This is a genomic window from Rhodococcus sp. HM1 (assembly GCF_023218075.1).
GTDB lineage: Bacteria > Actinomycetota > Actinomycetes > Mycobacteriales > Mycobacteriaceae > Rhodococcus.
Genome location: NZ_JALPTB010000006.1, coordinates 23,205 through 43,060, shown reverse-complemented (window position 1 = coordinate 43,060; position 19,856 = coordinate 23,205). Strand labels below are relative to the sequence as shown.

Genomic DNA, 19,856 nt, shown 5'->3' with positions numbered 1-19,856 from the left:
GTCATACTTCCAATTATTGACAGTCTTATAACATCAAGCATTGCTATCCTTATTAGGATTGACGTAGTGTCCGCTCATGGACTTCACGATGGGTGGAGAAGCTCCGGAGTTGCGGCGCGAACTTCGCAGGCTGGTGCAGGACCACGTCCCCGAGCACTTCCTCGGAGCATTCACCGACGATCCGGCCGATCTCGAAGCGGCACAAGCGTTCTGCCGGCTTCTCGCCGACCGCGGTCTGCTGTGCGCGGCCTGGCCGGAGGAGTTCGGCGGCCGTGGAGCCACGATCTGGGAACAGACCGTCGTCCGAGAGGAGATGTGGGCGCATCACGAACCGCGGGGCGCGCAGTACATGGGCGTGAACTGGGTCGGGCCCACCATCATGCGGCACGGAACCCCCCACCAGCAGGAAAGACACCTGCCGCCCATCGCGCGCGGCGAGGTGATCTGGTGTCAGGGCTTCAGCGAACCCGAGGCCGGCTCCGATCTCGCGTCGCTGCGCACCGCGGCCCGCCGAGACGGCGACGGCTGGCTGATTTCGGGCCAGAAGATCTGGACGTCCTACGCGACCATGGCGCAATGGTGTTTCCTGCTGGCCCGAACGTCGACCGGGGAGCGGAAACAGCAGGGGCTCACGGTCTTTCTCGTTCCCATGTCCGCACCGGGAATCGAGGTCCGGCCCATCCGGTCCATGCTCGGACCGCACCACCTCAACGAGGTCTTCTTCGACGACGTGCGCGTCACCGAGGCCGACGTGCTCGGCGAGGTCGACAACGGCTGGTCCGTCGTGCAGGAGGTCCTGTCCTACGAGCGGGTCGGTATCGCCCGGTACGCGCGCTGCGAGCGGCTGCTGCAGGCCGCGCCCTCGGTGCTCGGCGACCGCTGGGACGACGTGCCTGCGGAACTGAAAGCTCGCTGGGCGCGCATGCTCACCCACTGCCGGCGCGCGCGGCTGCTCGCGTATCGCGTGGTGTCACTGCAGGAGACCGGCACCGTCCACCCCGGCGACGCCGCGGCCTACCGGATCGCGGTCACCACCCTCGATCAGGGCAGCGCCGAGGTGCTCACCGAGATCGCCGTGTACGCAACACCCCCCGACGACAGCGCGGAAGAATTCGACAATGCGACGGCCCTGTGGTTCCGCCGGGCGGTGGAGGACCACTGGCGGTACTCCCAGGCGGCGACCGTCGCGTCGGGCAGCATCGAGATGCAGCGCATTCTTCTCGCCCGAGCCCTCCTGGCGGCATCATGAACATCGAATTGAGCCCGGAAGCAACGGACTACGGGAAGGAGGCGCTGCGGGCACTCGAAGCGGCCGGCGGTGACGAACTCGTCCGGCGAGTCGAGGGAGACCCGGCGCTCCGGCAGGACATCGTCGCGCCCGTCCTCGCCGAGCTCGGCGCGTGGGATCTCGATCCGCGTGGCGACGCCGACGAACTCGAGGCGGCCGCCGCGCTGTGCCGCAGCGTCGGCTACTGGGCGGTGCCCTATCCGGTCGCCGAACGCCTGTCCCGTCCGGCGGATCTCGACGTCGACGGACTCGTCGTCGTCGCCGATTCCGATCCCAAGGCACCCATCGCGAACCTCGATCTGCGTTGGGCCGCAGTCGCACTCGACGGACAGCGCAGCCGTGCGATCGCGCGCCCGCCGAGCACGCCGCCCCGCATGTCCGCGTTCGCGGCGCAACTCGATCTGCAGTCGATCGACGACGACGGCCTCGGCGATCTCGCCCTCGCGCTGACCCTGCCGTGCTGGACGCTTCTCGGAATGCTCGATCGGGCAATGGATCTCACGCGGTCCCACGTCCTGCTCCGGGAACAGTTCGGTGCGCCGCTCGCACGTCTGCAGGGCGTGCAGTTCCAGCTCACCGAGGCCGAGGTCGAACGCAGCGGGCTCGATGTGCTCGCCAAGTACACGCTGTGGAGCGTCCAGGCAGGCAACGCCGAGGCACTCGACGACGCGCTCGCGTTGCGGCTCGCGGCCGTCGAGGCAGCACAGGTCGTGTTCCGCATCGCCCACCAACTGCACGGGGCCGGTGGCTTCTGCGACGAGACGACGGTGTCGTGGATCTCCCGCTACAGCATCCCCTTGCGGCGCATCCCGTGGGGCCCGTCCGGCACGCTCGACGCCCTGACGTGCACCGTCGGCCGGCGGGGCCTGACCGGCCTGTTCAGTCCGACCGCCGAGGCGGCGCTGCTGTGAACGGCAACCTCCCCGACGTGCTCACCGTCGAATCCGATGGACCCGTCCGGATCGTCACCGTCAACCGCCCCGACGAACTCAACGCCGTGAACAAGGAACTGCACTGGGCGCTGGCGAACGTGTGGCGCCGGCTCGCGGCGGACCGGGATGCCGCCGTCGTCGTGCTCACCGGTGCGGGCCGGGCGTTCAGCGCCGGCGGCGACCTCGACTGGATCACGTCGTTCCTCGACGACCCGGTCGCGCGCGACGAGAGCATCCGCGAGGGCGCCGAGATCGTCGAGGAACTGCTGCGATTCCCGTTGCCGGTGATCGCCGCCGTCAACGGTCCCGCGGTCGGGCTCGGGGCCAGCATCGCCGTGCTGTGCGACATCGTGCTCATGTCCGAGCGCGCATACCTGGCCGACCCGCACGTCGCCGTCGGGCTGGTCGCCGGTGACGGCGGCGCAGCCTTCTGGCCGCTGCTCACCCCGATCCTGCGGTCGCGGGAGTACCTGTACACCGGCGACCGCATCCCCGCTGCCACCGCCGTCGAGCTCGGCCTCGCCAGCCGCGTCACCGCCCCCGACGACCTGCTTCCCGAGGCCCGGCTGCTCGCGGCGCGGCTCGCCGCGCAGCCGCCGCAGGCCTTGCAGGGCACCAAGCGCATCGTCAACATGTACCTGTCCCAGGCGCTGGCGGGGCCGATGCAGGCCGGCTTCTCCGCGGAGGTCCACACGATGCAGACGCCGGAGCATCGGGACCGCCTCCTGGCGTTACGGGAGAACACCGACCGGCAGACCGGCAGACGGAAGGAGCCCGCGAGATGAGCCCGGCACCGCCCGCGCTCGACGAGTTCCGCACCGAGGTACGCGCGTGGTGCCGCGATCACGTTCCCACACAGTGGCGTTCGGCGCAGACCGGTGCCTCCGACGACGAGTTCGTCGCCTTCCAGAAGGAATGGTTCCGGACACTGCGCGACGCCGGATACGCCGTGCCGCACTGGCCGAAGGAATGGGGCGGCGGCATGTCCGTCGCCGAACAGGTGGTCCTCTACCAGGAACTGGCCGCCCACGACGCTCCGCGGCTCGTGCTGCCGTTCGTCTCCATCCACCACGCGGCCTCCACGCTGCTCGCCGCCGGCACCGACGAACAATGCCGGCGTCACCTGCCCGCGATCCTCGACGGCGAGATCTGGTGCCAGGGCTTCTCCGAACCCGGTGCCGGATCCGACATGGCAGCACTCGCGACGACGGCCCGTAGGGACGGTGACACCTACGTCGTCGACGGGCAGAAACTGTGGGCGAGCGGCGCAGTGCACGCGGACTGGTGCCTGCTGCTGGCCCGCACCGACCCTCACGCGCCGAAACGGCGCGGCATCTCCTACTTCCTGATGGACATGCGCACGTCCGGCGTCGAGGTCCGGCCGATCCGGCAGGCCACCGGCGAATCGCACTTCTGCGAGATCTTCCTCGACGGCGTCATGGTACCCGAGGCCAACCGCGTCGGGCCGGAGAACGAGGGGTGGACGGTCGCGCAGGAAACCCTCGGCGCCGAGCGCGGCATGACGATGCTCGAACTCGCGGAACGGCTCGGCACCGGCGGATTCCGCCGGCTCGTCGAACTGTGCGCACGACCCCGGCCCGACGGGAGCGTACCGCTGGACGAATCGGTCGTCGCCGACCGGCTCGCCGCACTCGAAACCGAGATCACCGGACTGCGCGCGCTCTGCGCCGATTTCGTCGCCGACGACCGGCCCGGGCCCGCGGACGCGTCCATCGTCAAGCTGTACTACAGCGAACTGCTCCAGCGCACCACCGATTTCGGTGCAGACGTCGCCGGTCTCGCCGCCCAGACCGAATTGCGCAAACCGCTGTCGAGCAGCTGGGAATCGGGCCCGTGGGTCCTTGATTTCATCGGCTCGTGGGAATGGACGATCCCCGGAGGTACCAGCGAGATCCAGCGCACCATCATTGGTGAACGCGCACTGGGCCTGCCGCACGAACCGAGGAGCGCGACATGACCGGCACCCTCGATCTCACCGAGTTCCACGACGAACTCGGAGCCGTCGCACGGAGCGTGCTCGCCGCCGCGGACCCGGACAGCGCACCGTCCTGGAGTCGCGTCGCCGACTCGGGATGGCTCGGACTCGAGGCAGGCGAGGAATTCGGCGGTGCCGGAGCAGGATTCGCCGAGACGGCCGTCGTTCTGCGTGAATACGGACGGGCCGCAGCCCGGGGACCACTTCCCGCCGTCGCTGCCCTCGCGGTGCCGGCCCTCGGACTCGTCGCCCCCGGTCCGGCGCAGGACCGGCTGCTGCGCGAGGCCGTTGCAGGTGCGACCGTCCCGGTCGTCGTGCTCGGCGGCGGGACTTTCGGGGTGACGCCGTTTCGCCTCGACTCCGGCGTGGAGGGGCCGGTGCTGCGCGGGGAGGCCTCGTTCGTGCTCGACGCGCCCGGCGCCGACCGGCTGCTCGTGCCGGCGACGAGACCCGACGGCACCGTCGTCCTCGTCGACGTGGATCCCGGCGCCGGTGGTGTCGAGGTCACGGACCAACCGGTGCTCGATGCCACCCGTTCCTTCGGCAGGGTGGTCGCGGAGGGGACCGTGGTCGCCGACGACGCCGTTCACCCGTTCCACGGTGGCGAGTCCGCCCTGCGGCATCTGGCCGACCGGGCGGCCGTCGCGGTCGCGTGCGACAGCCTCGGCCTCGCCGATGCCATGCTCGACACCACCGTCGCGTATGTCGGGGTACGCGAGCAGTTCGGACGAAAGATCGGCTCGTTCCAGGCCGTCAAGCACGCGTGTGCCGACATGCTCGTCTCGATCAGCGTGTCCCGGCGTCTCGTCGACGCCGCGGTGCGGAACGTCGCGCAGGACGCACCGGACGCAGGGGTGTCGGTTTCGATGGCGAAGTCGCACGTGTGCGCCGCGGCCGTCGACATCGCAGGCAAGGCAATGCAATTGCACGGCGGCATGGGCTACACGTGGGAGAGCGGCATCCACGTGTACCTCAAACGCGCGACGCTGAACCGGTCGCTGTTCGGGTCGCCCACCGAGCACCGCCGTCGGCTGGCGCGGCGCTACGCGCCCGGTGTGCCTTTGTGGCGGCCCTGACCGCCACAACGGCACACCGGGCGTCAGCCCTGCAGCCGTGCGACCGCGAGCTTGCGGACCTCGTCGGTCTTGATCTTCGCGCTGCCGGTCAGCGAGATCTCGCCCTCGTCGAAGAACAGCACATGGCGCGGGACCTTGTAGCTCGCCAGCTGTTCCCGGAGGTGACTGCGGATCTTCTTCGCCTCGAGGTTCGCGTCGGCGTGCGGCACGATGCACGCGACGACGACTTCGCCGAGCGTCTCGTGCGGTACCCCGACGGTGCGGGCGACCTTGACTCCCGGGAGACCGATCAGTGCCTCGTCGACCTCGAGCGGGGAGACGTTCGCGCCACCGGTCTTGATGATGTCGTTGAGCCGGCCCTCCCAGAACAGCCGGCCCTCGTCGTCGAGGTGCCCACCGTCGCCGGTGTGGAAGAAGCCGTCGGCGTCGAGCGTGTCGGACAACGGGATTCCGAGGTAACCGAGCATCAATGTCGGCCCCTTGACGCAGATCTCACCGCTGGCCCCGACCGGGACCGGGACGCCGGACAGCGGTTCGACGACCTTTACGGTGACGCCCGGCAACGGCACCCCGCTGCTGCCGGCGGTCACCTCGTCGGGAGTGTTCGCCGGGTAGGCCGTCGAGATCGTGAATGTCTCGGTGTTGCCGTAGGCGTGGCCGGGTTCGCGGTAGTCGACCGACACCGAGGGATGTCGCGCGATCGGAGTGCTGTTGTCCACGAACCGCATCGCGCTCAGGTCCGCGTCCGCCCAGTTCGGAGCGGCTTCGAGTTGCGCCCACTGGTGCGGCCACGCGACCGGGAAGTTCACCCGCTCGCGTTCCATGAGATCGAGCGCTTCGGCGGCGTCGAACACGGACTGGAGGACGAGCGAGCCGCCCTTCGACAGGGTCGCGCCGAGCGCCATCCCGAAATTGCCCGACCAGAAGAAGCCGTTCGCCGACCAGCAGCGCACGTCGTCCGCGGGCTCGAAGCCGTACATCCGCCCGAACCGCCACGACTGGATGCTCACCCCCCGGTGGGCGCTGAGGATGCCTTTCGGCTTGCTCGTGGTGCCCGAGGAGAAGAACAGGACGGCGGTGTCGCTCGGCCTGACCGCAGCGGCGGTCGCCTCGACGAGTCGCCTGGGCACGTCTCGGCCTCGTGTGAGGAACGTGTCCCACGACTCGATCGCACCGTCGGGTGCCTCCCCGACCGTGGCGAGGTACCGCAGGTGCGGATAGCGCGCCGACCGCAGATCGCCGGGGGAGGACCGGCCGATCTCCGGTTCGAGTTCGACGAGCGCCTGGGCCAGGTCCCGGTTCGCGACGGTGCGTTCGAACAGCAGCACCGAGATCCCGGAGGTCTCGATGAGGAAGTCGAGTTCGGCGGGGGCCGAGAACGTGCTCAGCGCGACCGCGACACCGCCGGCGAGCGACGCGCCGAAGGTCGCCGCGAGCCACTCGGGCCGGTTGGTCATCAACACCCCGACCCGGCCGTCCTTCCCGATCCCCAACGCGCGCAATGCTTTCGCAACCTCGATCGCGCGTTCCCAGAGTTCGGAGTAGCTCCAGCGGGTGACGGCGCCGGCTTCGTGCATCACGAGGGCCTCACGGTCGGCGTACGCCGTGGTGACCTCGCGCAGGAAGCCGGGCAGCGTCAACGTCCCGAGGCCGGGCTCCTCGGCGAGTGGTGGTCCCGAGACGATCGAAAGCGGTTGTGCCGATACAGCATTCTCTACGGTCGTCATGTCTGCCCTCGTGTGCTCGATGCGTTCAGTACGGCAGTTCGATCTCGGCGGTGCAGTCGACCAGGACGGCGGAATCCTGGTTGGTCAGGCGCAGTTTCACCTGGACGAGGGGCACGCCCCACGGGGTGTCGGTCTGCTTGTCGATCACCTCGGCGTCGAAGTAGGTGACATCACCCTCGAACGCGGGACCGCGGAAGTCGGCCTTGGTGTGACGGACCATGCCCTCGTTGCCGGCCCAGTAGGACAGGTAGTCGGTGCACCATGCGCCCATCGTCGCGCCGTAGCCGTAGGCGCGGGCCATTCCGACCTCACTGGCCTTGTCTGCGTCGATGTGCCCACGCGACGGGCCGACGTAGAGCCCGTCCCGCTTGCGTGGATCGATCCGGGCGCCGTCCTCGTCGAAGCCGAATCCTTCGACCCAGCCGGGATCTTGGTTGATCCACGGATCTTCGAGACCTTCCGGCGCGGTCCAGTGGAAGGTGCCCCAGATGTTGAACAGGAACGCTCGGTATTCGGTGGTGAACGTCGCGATGCTGTGCGGGCCGATCACGCGCCGCGGCAGGGTGTCGCCGACCTTGACCTCGTCGAAATGCGGCGAGACACCGAGCCTGTTGGACAGGATCCACTCGTGGCGCAGCGATTCGATCTCGGTGAGTTCCTCGGCGGTCCACCGCTTGATCTCCCCGAGCTGGTTCTCGTACATGCCGCGCTTGGTCGCCTCGGACGACAGGTAGCGGATCGCGGTGGACCGCTCCTTCGCGACGAGCGCACCGTGCTGATTGCGATGGACGGTGTCGCCACGCGAGAACATCGTCGGACCGGCGAACTTGGTCTCCACCACCTTGTAGTCGTGGAAACGACGATCCTGGAAGAGCTTGTCACCGGGGCGGACCGGTGTGCCGTAGAACCACCATTCCTCGCCTCCGAAGATCAGGTGGCTGCCGGGAATGCGGCCCACGCAGGCGGGTTGCGCGCCGTGGCCGTAGTCGAGAGCCACCGCGATCGACTGCGGTGCGACGATGCCGCCGAAGCGCGATTCGCGCGCGAACTCCTCGTCCCAGTGGAGCGGGTTCGGATAGTCCATGGCCATCACCCAGCGCCGGATGTCGGAGCCGCTGCACGGGTCCCACAGCTGGCCGCCGCCGACGGGCTTGCCGACGCGATGATCGACGTCGGACAGGTCGAGTTCGGTGACCTCGGCCGGATTCGATTTCTTGCTCACGTCTACTCCTCGATCATCGATTGACGTCGACGACGATGCGACCGCGCACGGTGCCGTCCATGAGCTTTTCGGCGGCACCGATCGCTTCCTCCAGCCCGATCTCGTGGGTGATCGCGTCCAGCGCGCTCGCGTCGAGATCTCGGGCCAGCCGTTCCCACGCGGCGGTGCGCCGGGGGTGCGGGGCCATCACGCTGTCGATGCCGAGGAGCGAGACGCCGCGCAGGATGAAGGGTGCGACCGAGGCCGGGAAATCCATGCCCTGGGCGAGACCGCACGCTGCGACCGCGCCGCCGTAACGGGTCTGGGCGCACGCATTGGCGAGGGTGTGGCTACCCGCGGTGTCGACGACGCCGGCCCAGTGTTCCTTCTGCAGCGGTTTGCCGGCCGCGGACAGTTCGGCCCGATCGAGGACGTTCCTCGCACCCAGCGAGGTGAGATACTCTGCCTCCGAAGTTTTTCCGGTCGCCGCAGTGACGGAGAATCCGGCCTTGGCGAGCAGGGCGATGGCGACGCTGCCGACGCCGCCGGTCGCGCCCGTCACCAGGATGTCGCCCTGGTCGGGGGTGACACCGAAGTCGACGAGAGCGTCGACGCACAGGCTCGCGGTGTAGCCGGCGGTCCCGATCGCCATGGCCTGCCGCGTGGTGAACGCATCGGGCAGCGGGACCAGCCAGTCGCCGTCGATCCGGGCGCGTTGTGCCAGTCCGCCCCAATGGGTTTCGCCGACGCCCCAGCCGTTGAGCACCACGCGGTCACCCTCCGACCACCGCTCGTGCGAACTGCCGGCGACGACGCCTGCGATATCGATCCCGGGCACCATGGGGAACCTGCGCACGACCGGGGACCTACCGGTGATGGCGAGAGCGTCCTTGAAATTGAGGGTCGAGTACTCCACATCGACGGTGACGTTCCCGTCGGGCAGGTCGGTGTCCTCCAGGATCTTGCGCGTCACCGTCTGTCCGGTTTCGTCCTTCTCGATCACCAAAGCGGAAAACATGGTCGAAGCAATTCCTTCCTCGAGCCGTCGAGCGATATCGGACGTGCATTCGTCGGACCGGGCGCCGTGTGCGGAAGCGGTGTCGCCGAGGCCTGTGCAGCGGACATTACTTCAATCCTTGTAAGGATGACAATGCTATGAATCATAGGAGCCGGCCTCAGCGTGCGGTCCAGCCACCGTCGACGACGATCGTCTGTCCGGTGACGTAGCCGCCGGCGTCGCCGGCGAGCCACACGACCGCACCGACGATGTCGTCCGCGGTGCCCTCCTTCGGGAGCGGCGTGTTGCGGCGCAGATACTCGGTGGCCCGTTCGCTCTCGTAGAGCGGACCGGTGATCTCGCTGCGGAAGAAGCCGGGCGCCACGGTGTTCACCCGGATCGAGTGCCGTGCCCACTGCACCGCGAGTTCGGAGGTCAGACCCGACAGGCCGAGCTTGCTCGCGGCATAGGACGCCTGCGGGATGCCCGGGACCCCCACCCGGCCGCTGATGGACGAGATGTTGACGATCGATCCGCGACCGGCCGCCCGCATGTACGGAAACACGTCCTGCGCGAGCCGGAACGGCGCGAGCAGGTTCAGATCGAGCGTGCGCCGCATCGCGCCGAGCGGCTCCGACTCGGCGCGTTCCTCGGTGAACATGCTCCCCGCGGCGTTCACCAGGATCTCCGGGGGTCCGAGGTGCTCGAGCACCGCCGGTACGACCTCGGCGACCCGGTCCAGGTCGGACAGGTCGCAGGCCACGGGCAGTCCGTCGATCCGCTGTGCCAGGTCGGCGAGCCGGTCGCGGCGCCGTGCGACGAGCGCGACCTTCGCGCCCAGCGACGCCAGGGCCTCGGCGACGGCTGCACCCAGACCGGACGACGCCCCGGTCACGATCGCGACCCGTCCATCCAGGTCGAACATCCTCGCGGCGGCGTCACCGATGGGCGCCACAGGGCTCTCCTCTCGACAGGGGCTCGATCCTCGCACGGATCGGACGGCTGCGCCGGGACTATGCACGCCCGGCATCGCGGCGTTCGGTGACACGCTGTTCGGTGACACCGTGGGCGGCGACGAATTCGGCGAGGCCGGCGCGCTGGATCTTGCCCATCGCATTGACCGGCAGCGCGTCGACGCGGGTCCAGATCTCCGGAACCTTGTACGACGCGAGCGCGCGTCGGCACAGCGCGGTGATCGCGTCGAAATCCGGTTCGGGACGGTCACTCTCGACGACCGCCGCGACACGCTGGCCGAGGCGGTCGTCGGGGATGGGGTACACGGCGGCCTTGGTGATGTCCGGGTGGGTGGCGAGCACGCGTTCGACCTCGAGGGGGTAGACGTTGGCGCCGCCGCGGATGATGACGAGTTTCTTGCGGTCGAGGACGGTCAGCCATCCCTCGCCGTCGACGGTTCCGACGTCGCCGGTGGGGATCGGGCCGGGCTCGGGTGGTCGGATGCGCCCGTTCTCCCAGTAGCCGAGCATCGGCGTCCACGCGTTCGCCCACGGGCCCTCACCGGTGCCGGCGAGTTTCAGTTCGCCGAGTTCGCCGTCGGGGAGCCGACGGCCGTCGTCGTCGTATGCGGCGACGTCGTATTGCGGTAGGACCCGTCCGCTGGTCCCGGGGCGCCATTCGTCATCGGCCGGATCGATGGACACGACCGTCGGCGCCTCCGTCAGCCCGTAGGTGACGCGGGGAACCAGCCCGTGCGTCTCGGCGAAGGCGCGGCGCAGTGCGTCGGGGGTGTCGCCGCCGCCGCTCCACACCTCGCGCAGCGACCCGAGGTCGATGTCCGGGCGGCGGGCCAGGTCGAACAACTGTGCCGGAGCGCCGTTCCACACCGTGACCTTCCGGGTGGTGATCCATTCGGCGACACCGTCGAGGTCGCGGCGGTTCATCACGACCGCGCATCCTCCGGCCTGCGCGGTGAGAAGCGTGGACAGGACCATCAGATTCAGGATCGTCAGCGGGAAGCTGTCGCCCTTGCGCAGATCCGGTCCCCAGCCGCGGGTGGCGACGAGCGTCGCGCCGGGCAGCAGCAGATTGCGGTGGCTGTGCACGACCACCTTCGGGCTTCCGGAAGTGCCGCTGGTGAAGGCGATTCCGGCGGGGGAGTCCGGCTCGACGTCGACCGGGGGCGCGTCGTCGGTGTGGGTCAGCAGGTCCGACCACCGGTCGGGGCGCACGCACTCGGGGGTGTCCAGCGCGCAGTGGTCCCCGGCGAGCACGACCGTCGGCGCGCACAGGTCGAACAGGTTCCGCTGCTCGGCTTCCGTGAGCGCCTCGCCGATTCCCGCCCAGATCGCGCCGATGCGCACGGCGCCGTGGAACGCCGCGACGATGTCGAGGTCGTTGGGCAGGCACGCGGCGACACGGTCGCCGGGGCGGACGCCCAGTGACCACAGGGCGCCGGCCGCGCGTCGCGCCTGTTCGTCGAGTTCCGCGTAGGTCCACACGCCCGACGCGGCGTCGATGGCGGGCGCGTCCGGTCGCTCGGCGAGTGCGGTGTCGAGGACGAAGTTGACGGTGGTGTGCCTTTGTGGCGGCCCCGGGCGCCACAAAGGCACACGGGCGCGGTCGCCGGAATTCGTTTCCACCCCATAGTCATACCACTATCCTTGTAAGGATTCACCTGATAATGTGACGCCGCCCGGGAGGGATTCGAAAGTGCGTCACCGATCCGACAGAACGCAGTGAGGGTGAGCAGGATGGAACACACAGGTCCGCTGTCCGGCGTGCGGGTCGTCGACCTGACGGCCATGGTGATGGGCCCGTACTGCACGCAGATCATGGCGGACATGGGTGCCGAGGTGATCAAGATCGAACCGCCTGCCGGGGACAACACCCGCTACATCTCCGCCGGACCCGAACCGGGCATGAGTGGGGTCTTCGTCAACGTGAACCGCGGCAAGCGCAGCGTCGTGCTGGACCTGCGTGCCGACGAGGACCGGGCGGTGCTGCGCGAACTCGTCACCGGCGCCGACGTGTTCATCCATTCGATGCGCGCGAAGGCGATCGCGAAACTCGGATTCGGTTACGACGACGTCTCCGCGCTGAACCCGGCGATCGTCTACACCAACTGCTACGGATACGGCCGCGGCGGATCCGACGCCGACCTCACCGCCTACGACGACACGATCCAGGCCGAATGCGGACTGCTCTCCGCCCAGGAACAACTCACCGGTGACGCCGGCTATGTCGGCACCATCATCGCCGACAAGGTGGCTGGCCTGACCGCCGTGTACGCCACGGTGATGGCGCTGTTCCACCGGGAACGGACCGGCGAGGGCCAGGAGGTCGAGGTCGCCATGTTCGAGACCATGGCGTCGTTCATGCTCGTCGAACACGCCAACGGTGCGATGTTCCACCCCGCCGTGGGGCCGGCGGTCTACCCCCGCGCGGTCGCCCCCAACCGCAGGCCGTACCGGACCGAGGACGGCCGGATCTCGGCACTGGTGTACAACGACAAACAGTGGACCGCGTTCGTCGAAGCCGTCAAACCACATTGGGCCGGACCGCATTACGCGACGCTCGAGCAACGAGCCCGCGACATCGACACCGTCTACGCGCGCCTCGGGGAGACCTTCCTCGAACGGACCACCGCCGAGTGGCTCGACCTCCTGCGCAGCCTCGACATCCCCGCTGCGCCGGTCCGCAGCCTCGACGAACTGTTCGACAACGATCACCTCGACGACGTCGGCTTCTTCCAGGAGGTCGAGACCCCGTACGGCAACGTCCGATTCCCCGGGCCCCCGACGTGGCTGTCACGAACACCCGGCCGCGTCGCCGGAGCTGCACCCCGGCTCGGGGAACACACCCGCGAAGTGCTCGACGAACTGCACGCCGCCGGCGCGCGAGCGAACGGCACCGAGTCGTGATCGGGTCGAGTTCCCACCGCGGAACATGCACGCCCACCGTGGATCTGGCCGAGTATCTGCGGCCCGGAGATCACATCGTCATCGGGCAGGCGTGCGGTGAACCGACCACCCTGATCGAAGCGTTGATCGAGCAGGGCCGCGACATCGGCGGACTCACGGTGTTCGTCGCCACGAGTTTCTCCGGGATCTTCACACCCGGCCGGACCGGCAGTTTCGCGATGTCGAGCATGGGCGCGATCGGCGCGCTGCGGGCGCTGAGCAAGGCCCACGAACTCGATGTGATTCCCTGCCACGTCAGCCGGATCGGACCGATGATCGAAGCCGGAACCATCCGGTGCGACGTCGCATTCGTCCAGGTCGCTCCCGCGGACGCGGACGGATACCACAGCTTCGGTCTCGTCAGCGACTACGTCCAGTCCGCCGTCGCGACGGCCCGGGTGGTGGTCGCCGAGATCAACGACCGGGTTCCCGTCACCCTCGGCGAATCTCTCCCGTCCTCGAAAATCGATTGCGCGGTGCATGTTTCGCGGTCGCCGGTCGAGGTCCCGCCGGCGGCGATCGGGGAGGTCGACGCGGCCATCGCGCACCACGCCGCCGCCTACATCGACGACGGATCGGTCATCCAGACCGGGGTCGGCGCCGTGCCCGACGCAATTCTGCGGCTCCTGCACGACCGGGTGGACCTCGGTGTGCATTCCGGGATGATCGGCGACGGGCTCGTCGATCTCATCGAATCGGGTGTGATCACCAACGCGCGCAAGCGAATCGACCGGGGCGTCTCGATCACCGGAGCGCTGATCGGAACCGCGCGGCTCTACGGATTCGCCCATCGCAACCCGCAGATCCGCATGTGCACCACGGCCTACACGCACGACGCGGGCGTCCTCGCGCAACTCGACGATCTCGTCACGATCAACTCGGCGATGGAGATCGATCTGACCGGGCAGGTCAACGCCGAACAGAGTGGCGCGTCGTATTTCGGCGGCACCGGCGGGCAGGTCGACTTCGTGCGGGCCGGCGCGCGGTCGCCCGGTGGACACGCGATCACGGCACTACCCGCGACCGCGAAGGGCGGCACGGTCAGCCGGATCACCGCGGCCCTGTCCGGGCCGGTGACCACCGCGCGCTCCGACGTGGACGTAGTCGTCACCGAGTTCGGCGCGGCGGAACTGCGGGGCCGCACCCTGCGTGAACGCGCGCGGCGGCTGGTCGCGATCGCGCACCCGGCCTTCCGGGAGGACCTGGAACGGCAGGCCCGCATCATCGAGCAGCGAGGTTTCTAGTGAGCGAGGACCGGCGGATGAGCGAGGCCGTACTGTTCGATGCCCGCGACGACGGCATCGCAGTCGTCACGCTGAACCGGCCCGAGACCCGCAACTGCCTGACCGCGGAGATCCGCCGGGGGCTCTACGACGCGTGGGAGCGCTTCGAGCACGACCCGGACCTGCGCGTGGCGGTTCTGACCGGGGCGGGGGAGAAGGCGTTCTGTGCGGGTGGTGACCTGAAGGAAATGGTCGAGATCGGCATGCGGGTGCCGCCGCGCGATCTGATTCCCGTCCCGTACGACACCGTCGAACTGTCGAAGCCGACGATCGCCGCGGTCAACGGTGCCGCGTTCGCAGGCGGCTGGCTGATTGCCCAGAGCTGCGACCTGTGCGTGGCGAGCACGACCGCGACCTTCGCCGTCACCGAGGTCAAGGTGGGCCGCAGTTCCCCGTGGGCGTCGCCGCTGATCCACATGATTCCGCAGCGCATCATGATGGAGATCCTGCTCACCGGAAAGCCGATCACCGCGCAGCGCGCGTACGAGATCGGCCTGGTCAACAGAATTGCCGAACCCGCCGAGTTGCTCGCGTCGGCGCTCGAGCTGGCCGGGGACATCCTCGCCGGGGCACCGCTGTCGGTCCGCGCCGCGCGTGAGACCGTGATGATCTCCACGGAGATGGGACGGTCCGCTGCGTTGCGGGCGGCCCGGCACGCGTCGGAATCCTGCTACAACAGTCACGACGCGCAGGAGGGGCCGCGCGCGTTCGCCGAGAAGCGGGCTCCACAGTGGCGGGGCCGCTGATTCCGGTGTGACGTGGGTACTCACTGCCGACCGGAGTATTGAGGCTCCGGTTCCGTCCCCGGGCCGGTCGCGGACGTGACAGCCTGAATGCAGCGGCCGAGAACGCTGGCCGGGGCAGGAGTGACGATGACCTCATCCCCATCCCGCGTTGCCGACCCCGCCGCCGAAGGTTCGGGTCCGACCATCGGGGTGGAGGAGGAATTCGTCCTCGCCGATCCCGAGACCGGGGCACCGTGGCTCGACAACGTCGCCGTCGCCGCCGCCGGGCGCGAACTCGGCATCGACCTGCAACTGGAACTGTCCCGATGCCAGATCGAAACCGCCACCCCGGTGTGCACGAGCATCGAACAGTTGCGGACGCAACTGCGGCGGACGAGATCTCGTGCCGCCGCGGCCGCCGCGTGCGCGGGCGCGGTGCTGCTGGCCACCGCGGTTCCACCGGCCGGTCCACCGCCGCGCCTGATCACCGACCAGGAGCGATATCACAGCCTGCTCGGGAACTTCGGGCTGCTCGGCGAGCAGGTCATCTGTGGCTGTCACGTCCACGTCGCCATCCCCGACCGGGACGCCGGGGTGCGGGTCAGCAATCATCTGCGGCCCTGGTTGCCGGTCCTGCTGGCGCTGACCGCGAACTCGCCCATCGCGGCCGGGCGCGACACCGGATACGCCAGTTGGCGTCATGTGTTGTGGACGCGGTGGCCCAATGCCGGGCCGCCGCCCGTCTTCGAATCCGCGGAGCACTACGACACGGTGATCGCGACCATGCTCGAGCGCGAGGTCATCCTCGACAAGGCGATGCTCTACTGGGACATGCGCCTGTCGGCGCATCTGCCCACGATCGAGATCCGTATCGGCGACACCCAGGCCACCGTGGACGAGGCGGTCCTGCTCGCGACCCTGGTGCGCGGCCTGGTCGTCACGGCACTCGATTCCACCCGGCAGGGTGAGGAACTCGACGTGGAGCCGGAGGTTCTGCGCGCCGCATACTGGCGAGCTTCGCGGGACGGCGTCACAGGGCGCGCGGTCGACACCGTCTCCGGGCAGCTCGTGCATGCCGCGCACCCGATCTTCCGACTCCTCGAGCATGTTCGGCCCGCTCTCGAACGCACCGGCGACTATTGCGCCGCCCGGGAGGCCGTGCAGCGCATCCTGGCCACCGGGAACGGCGCCGCCCGGCAGCGAGCGACCCTCGAGGCCGGCACGCTCGCCGACGTCGTCCGGCTCGTGACCTGCGCTCCCGAACCGGACATGTCGTGAAAAACCTGTCGGATCCTGCTGGTAACTCTGGATCGACGCGGAAGTTCCGGTGCGTGTTCGGCGCCGGCGCCGCGACCGGTCACGATCACACTCGGGGGAGTAGTTGGAATCTTCGATCACACGGGCGGCGCAGCGGATCGCGACGGTCGCGCACGCCGGTCAGGTCGACAAGGCCGGGCGCCCGTACATCACGCATCCGGCCCGAGTCGCGGCCCGGGTGGCCGGCGACGATCACGCTGTCGCGGTTGCCTGGCTGCACGACGTCGTCGAGGACACGACGGTGACGCTCGCGGACCTCGGGGAACAGTTCCCGCCAGAGGTCGTCGCTGCGGTCGACGCGTTGACCCGCCGGGGCGGTGAGGAACCGGACGAGTATTACGCACGGGTGCGCCGGGTCCCGCTGGCGTTGACGGTCAAGCTCGCGGATCTCGCGGACAACAGCGACCCGGAGCGACTGGCCAGTCTGGACGATGCGAGCCGTGAACGACTGGCGGCGAAATACGCTCACGCGCGCGCCGAGCTGACATCCTGCGGTTGACCCGTCCGTGGAGACGCGTCGGGCCCGCCCGGAACTTCCGGACGGGCCCGACGAAATCTGTGCGGCTCTACCGCGGGCGGCGGCGCCGGATGGCGTCGACCACGAGGATGAGTACGAGGAGCACGGCGAAACCGATGAGGTACAGGTCCTCGACGTGACCGGCGTGGTTGCCGATGAGCATGAACAGCAGGAAGATCGCCCCGATGATGCCCATGGTGCGGTACAGCTTGGGAGCTTCACCGCTCCAACCCCACTCCGCCGAGGGCACCTCGGCCGTGTCGACCTTGGTGGACTGCAACTCGGTACCGGCCACGGTTGTTCCTCCTGCTCGAAAGATCGCGCTGTTGGGCTAATCGTGACATACGACCGCCTGTCGTATGAAGTGGGGGCGGTGCCCGCGCGTCGCCGGTGGTCGCGACCGATTCAGGGACACCTCAGGTGCATCAGGAACAATGGTCGCGTGGTCGACACTCAATCCCGCTCCCGCACCCGCGTCCTGCTGCTCGGCAGCACCGGATCGATCGGCACCCAGGCGCTCGAGGTCATCGACGCCAACCCCGACAAGTTCGAGGTAGTCGGCCTCGCCGCGGGCGGCGGCAACCTCGAGCTGCTCGCCGAGCAGATCCGCACGACGGGTGTCACCGACGTCGCGGTCGCGAACCCGGACGCCGCGGCGCGGCTGGAGTTGCCCGGGGTGACGGTCCGCAGCGGCCCGTCCGCCGTCACGGAGCTCGTGCGCGAGACGGAAGCGGATGTCGTTCTCAATGCGCTCGTCGGCTCGCTCGGTCTCGAGCCGACGCTCGCGGCCCTCGCGACGGGCGCGCGGCTCGCGCTCGCGAACAAGGAGTCACTCGTGGCCGGGGGCGCGCTCGTCACCGCCGCGGCCGCGCCCGGTCAGATCGTGCCCGTCGACTCGGAGCATTCGGCGCTGGCGCAGTGCCTGCGCGGCGGCTCCGCGGCCGAGGTCGCGCGTCTGGTGCTCACGGCCTCGGGTGGCCCGTTCCGCGGGTGGAGCGCCGAGCAGCTCGAGGACGTCACGCCCGAGCAAGCCGGTGCGCATCCGACCTGGTCGATGGGGCCGATGAACACCCTCAACTCGGCGACCCTGGTCAACAAGGGACTCGAGCTCATCGAGGCGCACCTGCTGTTCGGCATCGACTACGACCGCATCGACGTCACCGTGCACCCGCAGTCCATCGTGCATTCGATGGTGACGTTCGCCGACGGGTCGACGCTCGCGCAGGCGTCGCCGCCGTCGATGAAGCTGCCGATCGCGCTGGCCCTCGCGTGGCCGGACCGGGTGCCCGAGGCGGCTCCCGCTCTCGACTTCGCGACGGCGTCGACCTGGGAGTTCGAGCCCGTCGACAACGTCGTCTTCCCGGCGATCGAACTCGCCCGCGCCGCGGGACGCGCCGGCGGCAGCCTCACCGCCGTGTACAACGCGGCGAACGAGATCGCCGCAGAGGCGTTCCTGGCGGGTGCGCTGCCGTTCCCCGGCATCGTCCGCACCGTCGAGACAGTGCTGAACGACGCACACGAGTGGTCCGCAGAACCCGCTACCGTGGAAGACGTGCTCGCCGCCGACGGCTGGGCTCGGGACCGAGCCCGCGCGCTCGTGAAATAGGAGGAGCGGCTACAGATGATGTTCGTGCTGGGCGTGGTGCTCTTCGCCCTCGGCATCACCGCCTCCGTCGCGCTGCACGAGGCCGGTCACATGTGGACCGCGCAGAAGCTCGGCATGAAGGTGCGGCGGTACTACATCGGGTTCGGCCCGCGGATCTTCTCGTTCCGCCGCGGCGAGACCGAGTACGGCCTCAAGGCGCTGCCCGCAGGCGGATTCTGCGACATCGCCGGGATGACCGCGCTCGACGAGCTCGCACCCGACGAGTACGACCGCGCGATGTACAAGCAGAAGACCTGGAAACGCCTGGTCGTCATGTCCGGCGGCATCGCGATGAATTTCCTGATCGGCATCGTGCTGGTCTACGCCCTCGCCGTGACGTCGGGTCTGCCGAACACGGACACCCGCGCCGTCGTCGGCACCGTCGGGTGCGCGGCTCCGACCCAGGCCGGCGCGGAAGGCGGCTACGCGCCCGCCGAATGCGAGGGCACCGGTCCGGCTCAGGCCGCGGGTATCCAACCGGGCGACGTCATCGTCGCGGTCGGCGACACCCGCGTCGAGACGTTCGGTCAACTGGTTCAGGCCACCCAGCCGCTGTCCGGCACGGTCGACTTCACGGTCGAACGCGGCGACGAGACCCTCACGTTCCCGGTCGCGATCCAGCAGGTGCAGCGCTGGGTGTACGAGAGCGACGACCCCGACGCCCAACCCGTCTCCCGGGAGGTCGGTGCCATCGGTGTCGGCGGGGAACCGCGCGTTCTCGAGTACACACCGGTGACGGCGGTCCCGGCGACGTTCGAGTTCACCGGATATCTCGCGGCCCGCACCGCCGAGGCGCTCGTGCAGTTGCCGTCGAAGGTGTCGGACCTGTGGACCGCGGTGACCGGCGGGGAACGGGCCGTCGACACGCCCGTCAGCGTCGTCGGCGCCAGCGTCATCGGCGGCCAGTTCGCGGAAGCCGGCATCTGGCAGTCTTTCGTGCTGCTGCTCGCGCAGCTGAACTTCTTCCTCGGCGCGTTCAACCTGCTGCCGCTCCTGCCGCTCGACGGCGGGCACATGGCGGTCGCGATCTACGAGCGCCTCCGCAACTGGGTGCGCAACCTGCGTGGTCTCGCCGACGGACCGCCGGTGGACTACATGAAGCTGCTTCCCCTCACCTACGTGGCCGTGGTCGTCGGCGGTGCCTACATGCTGCTGACGCTCACCGCGGACATCGTCAACCCCATCAAGCTGCTCTGACCTGCGCCGCTAGAATCGGCCGGTAGCAACGAAAGAAG

The 19,856-nt window shown here is 69.0% G+C and carries 18 protein-coding genes; 12 read left to right on the top strand and 6 right to left on the bottom strand.

Translation table 11 applies throughout. The annotated features are described in order from the left end of the window. Positions 1-76 precede the first annotated feature (76 nt). From M1M07_RS05290 to M1M07_RS05270, 5 genes are read left to right on the top strand one after another with little or no spacing between them, the layout of a single operon-like run. Entirely contained in the window at positions 77-1,249 is a 1,173-nt protein-coding gene (locus tag M1M07_RS05290) for an acyl-CoA dehydrogenase family protein (protein ID WP_248673503.1), read from the top strand. Then, positions 1,246-2,199, top strand: a complete 954-nt coding sequence (locus M1M07_RS05285) for an acyl-CoA dehydrogenase family protein (protein WP_248673502.1) — start codon at positions 1,246-1,248, stop codon at positions 2,197-2,199. Before M1M07_RS05290 ends, M1M07_RS05285 begins: the two co-directional genes overlap by 4 nt. Then, positions 2,196-3,005 carry an enoyl-CoA hydratase/isomerase family protein gene (locus M1M07_RS05280; RefSeq protein WP_248673501.1) on the top strand — a complete coding sequence of 270 codons (810 nt, stop codon included), beginning with the start codon at positions 2,196-2,198 and terminating at the stop codon, positions 3,003-3,005. Before M1M07_RS05285 ends, M1M07_RS05280 begins: the two co-directional genes overlap by 4 nt. Next, positions 3,002-4,198, top strand: coding sequence for an acyl-CoA dehydrogenase family protein (locus tag M1M07_RS05275; RefSeq protein WP_248673500.1), 1,197 nt, complete (start codon positions 3,002-3,004; stop codon positions 4,196-4,198). The genes M1M07_RS05280 and M1M07_RS05275 overlap by 4 nt, the downstream gene beginning before the upstream one ends. After that, a complete protein-coding gene (locus M1M07_RS05270; RefSeq protein ID WP_248673499.1) occupies positions 4,195-5,292 on the top strand; it encodes an acyl-CoA dehydrogenase in 1,098 nt (365 codons plus the stop codon). The genes M1M07_RS05275 and M1M07_RS05270 overlap by 4 nt, the downstream gene beginning before the upstream one ends. A 23-nt stretch (positions 5,293-5,315) precedes the next feature. Here the strand turns inward: M1M07_RS05270 and M1M07_RS05265 are convergent, their stop codons facing one another. From M1M07_RS05265 to M1M07_RS05245, 5 genes are all read right to left on the bottom strand, one after another. Further along, positions 5,316-7,019 (bottom strand): class I adenylate-forming enzyme family protein, encoded by a 1,704-nt coding sequence (locus M1M07_RS05265; protein ID WP_248673498.1) that lies wholly within the window; start codon positions 7,017-7,019, stop codon positions 5,316-5,318. A gap of 25 nt (positions 7,020-7,044) precedes the next feature. Further along, positions 7,045-8,241 carry a MaoC family dehydratase N-terminal domain-containing protein gene (locus tag M1M07_RS05260; RefSeq protein WP_248673497.1) on the bottom strand — a complete coding sequence of 399 codons (1,197 nt, stop codon included), beginning with the start codon at positions 8,239-8,241 and terminating at the stop codon, positions 7,045-7,047. A 13-nt stretch (positions 8,242-8,254) separates the two neighbouring features. Further along, on the bottom strand, positions 8,255-9,238 hold the full coding sequence (locus tag M1M07_RS05255; protein WP_197255490.1) for an MDR family oxidoreductase: 984 nt from the start codon (positions 9,236-9,238) through the stop codon (positions 8,255-8,257). A gap of 157 nt (positions 9,239-9,395) precedes the next feature. Next, positions 9,396-10,142, bottom strand: a complete 747-nt coding sequence (locus tag M1M07_RS05250; RefSeq protein ID WP_197255526.1) for an SDR family NAD(P)-dependent oxidoreductase — start codon at positions 10,140-10,142, stop codon at positions 9,396-9,398. 88 nt (positions 10,143-10,230) lie between these two features. After that, complete coding sequence (locus M1M07_RS05245; protein WP_248673496.1) at positions 10,231-11,814, bottom strand: class I adenylate-forming enzyme family protein; 1,584 nt, start codon at positions 11,812-11,814, stop codon at positions 10,231-10,233. A 111-nt stretch (positions 11,815-11,925) separates the two neighbouring features. Between M1M07_RS05245 and M1M07_RS05240 the strand changes: the two genes are divergently transcribed. From M1M07_RS05240 to M1M07_RS05220, 5 genes are all read left to right on the top strand, one after another. Then, positions 11,926-13,095 (top strand): CaiB/BaiF CoA-transferase family protein, encoded by a 1,170-nt coding sequence (locus M1M07_RS05240; RefSeq protein ID WP_197255488.1) that lies wholly within the window; start codon positions 11,926-11,928, stop codon positions 13,093-13,095. Between the two features lie 38 nt (positions 13,096-13,133). Continuing rightward, positions 13,134-14,378, top strand: coding sequence for an acetyl-CoA hydrolase/transferase C-terminal domain-containing protein (locus M1M07_RS05235; protein ID WP_248673495.1), 1,245 nt, complete (start codon positions 13,134-13,136; stop codon positions 14,376-14,378). A gap of 17 nt (positions 14,379-14,395) precedes the next feature. Then, positions 14,396-15,163: an enoyl-CoA hydratase/isomerase family protein gene (locus tag M1M07_RS05230; protein WP_197255484.1), complete on the top strand. Its 768-nt coding sequence runs from the start codon at positions 14,396-14,398 to the stop codon at positions 15,161-15,163. Positions 15,164-15,289: 126 nt separating this feature from the next. Beyond that, a complete protein-coding gene (locus tag M1M07_RS05225; protein WP_197255482.1) occupies positions 15,290-16,420 on the top strand; it encodes a glutamate--cysteine ligase in 1,131 nt (376 codons plus the stop codon). A 103-nt stretch (positions 16,421-16,523) separates the two neighbouring features. Continuing rightward, positions 16,524-16,958 (top strand): HD domain-containing protein, encoded by a 435-nt coding sequence (locus M1M07_RS05220; protein ID WP_248673494.1) that lies wholly within the window; start codon positions 16,524-16,526, stop codon positions 16,956-16,958. 67 nt (positions 16,959-17,025) lie between these two features. Here the strand turns inward: M1M07_RS05220 and M1M07_RS05215 are convergent, their stop codons facing one another. After that, positions 17,026-17,271: a DUF2631 domain-containing protein gene (locus M1M07_RS05215; RefSeq protein WP_197255478.1), complete on the bottom strand. Its 246-nt coding sequence runs from the start codon at positions 17,269-17,271 to the stop codon at positions 17,026-17,028. A 147-nt stretch (positions 17,272-17,418) separates the two neighbouring features. On the opposite strand from M1M07_RS05215, the gene dxr reads away from it, so the two are divergent. Both dxr and M1M07_RS05205 read left to right on the top strand, forming a co-directional pair. Beyond that, positions 17,419-18,582 carry a 1-deoxy-D-xylulose-5-phosphate reductoisomerase gene (gene dxr / locus M1M07_RS05210; protein ID WP_248673493.1) on the top strand — a complete coding sequence of 388 codons (1,164 nt, stop codon included), beginning with the start codon at positions 17,419-17,421 and terminating at the stop codon, positions 18,580-18,582. Between the two features lie 15 nt (positions 18,583-18,597). Further along, positions 18,598-19,818 carry an RIP metalloprotease gene (locus tag M1M07_RS05205; protein WP_248673492.1) on the top strand — a complete coding sequence of 407 codons (1,221 nt, stop codon included), beginning with the start codon at positions 18,598-18,600 and terminating at the stop codon, positions 19,816-19,818. Positions 19,819-19,856: the final 38 nt, after the last annotated feature.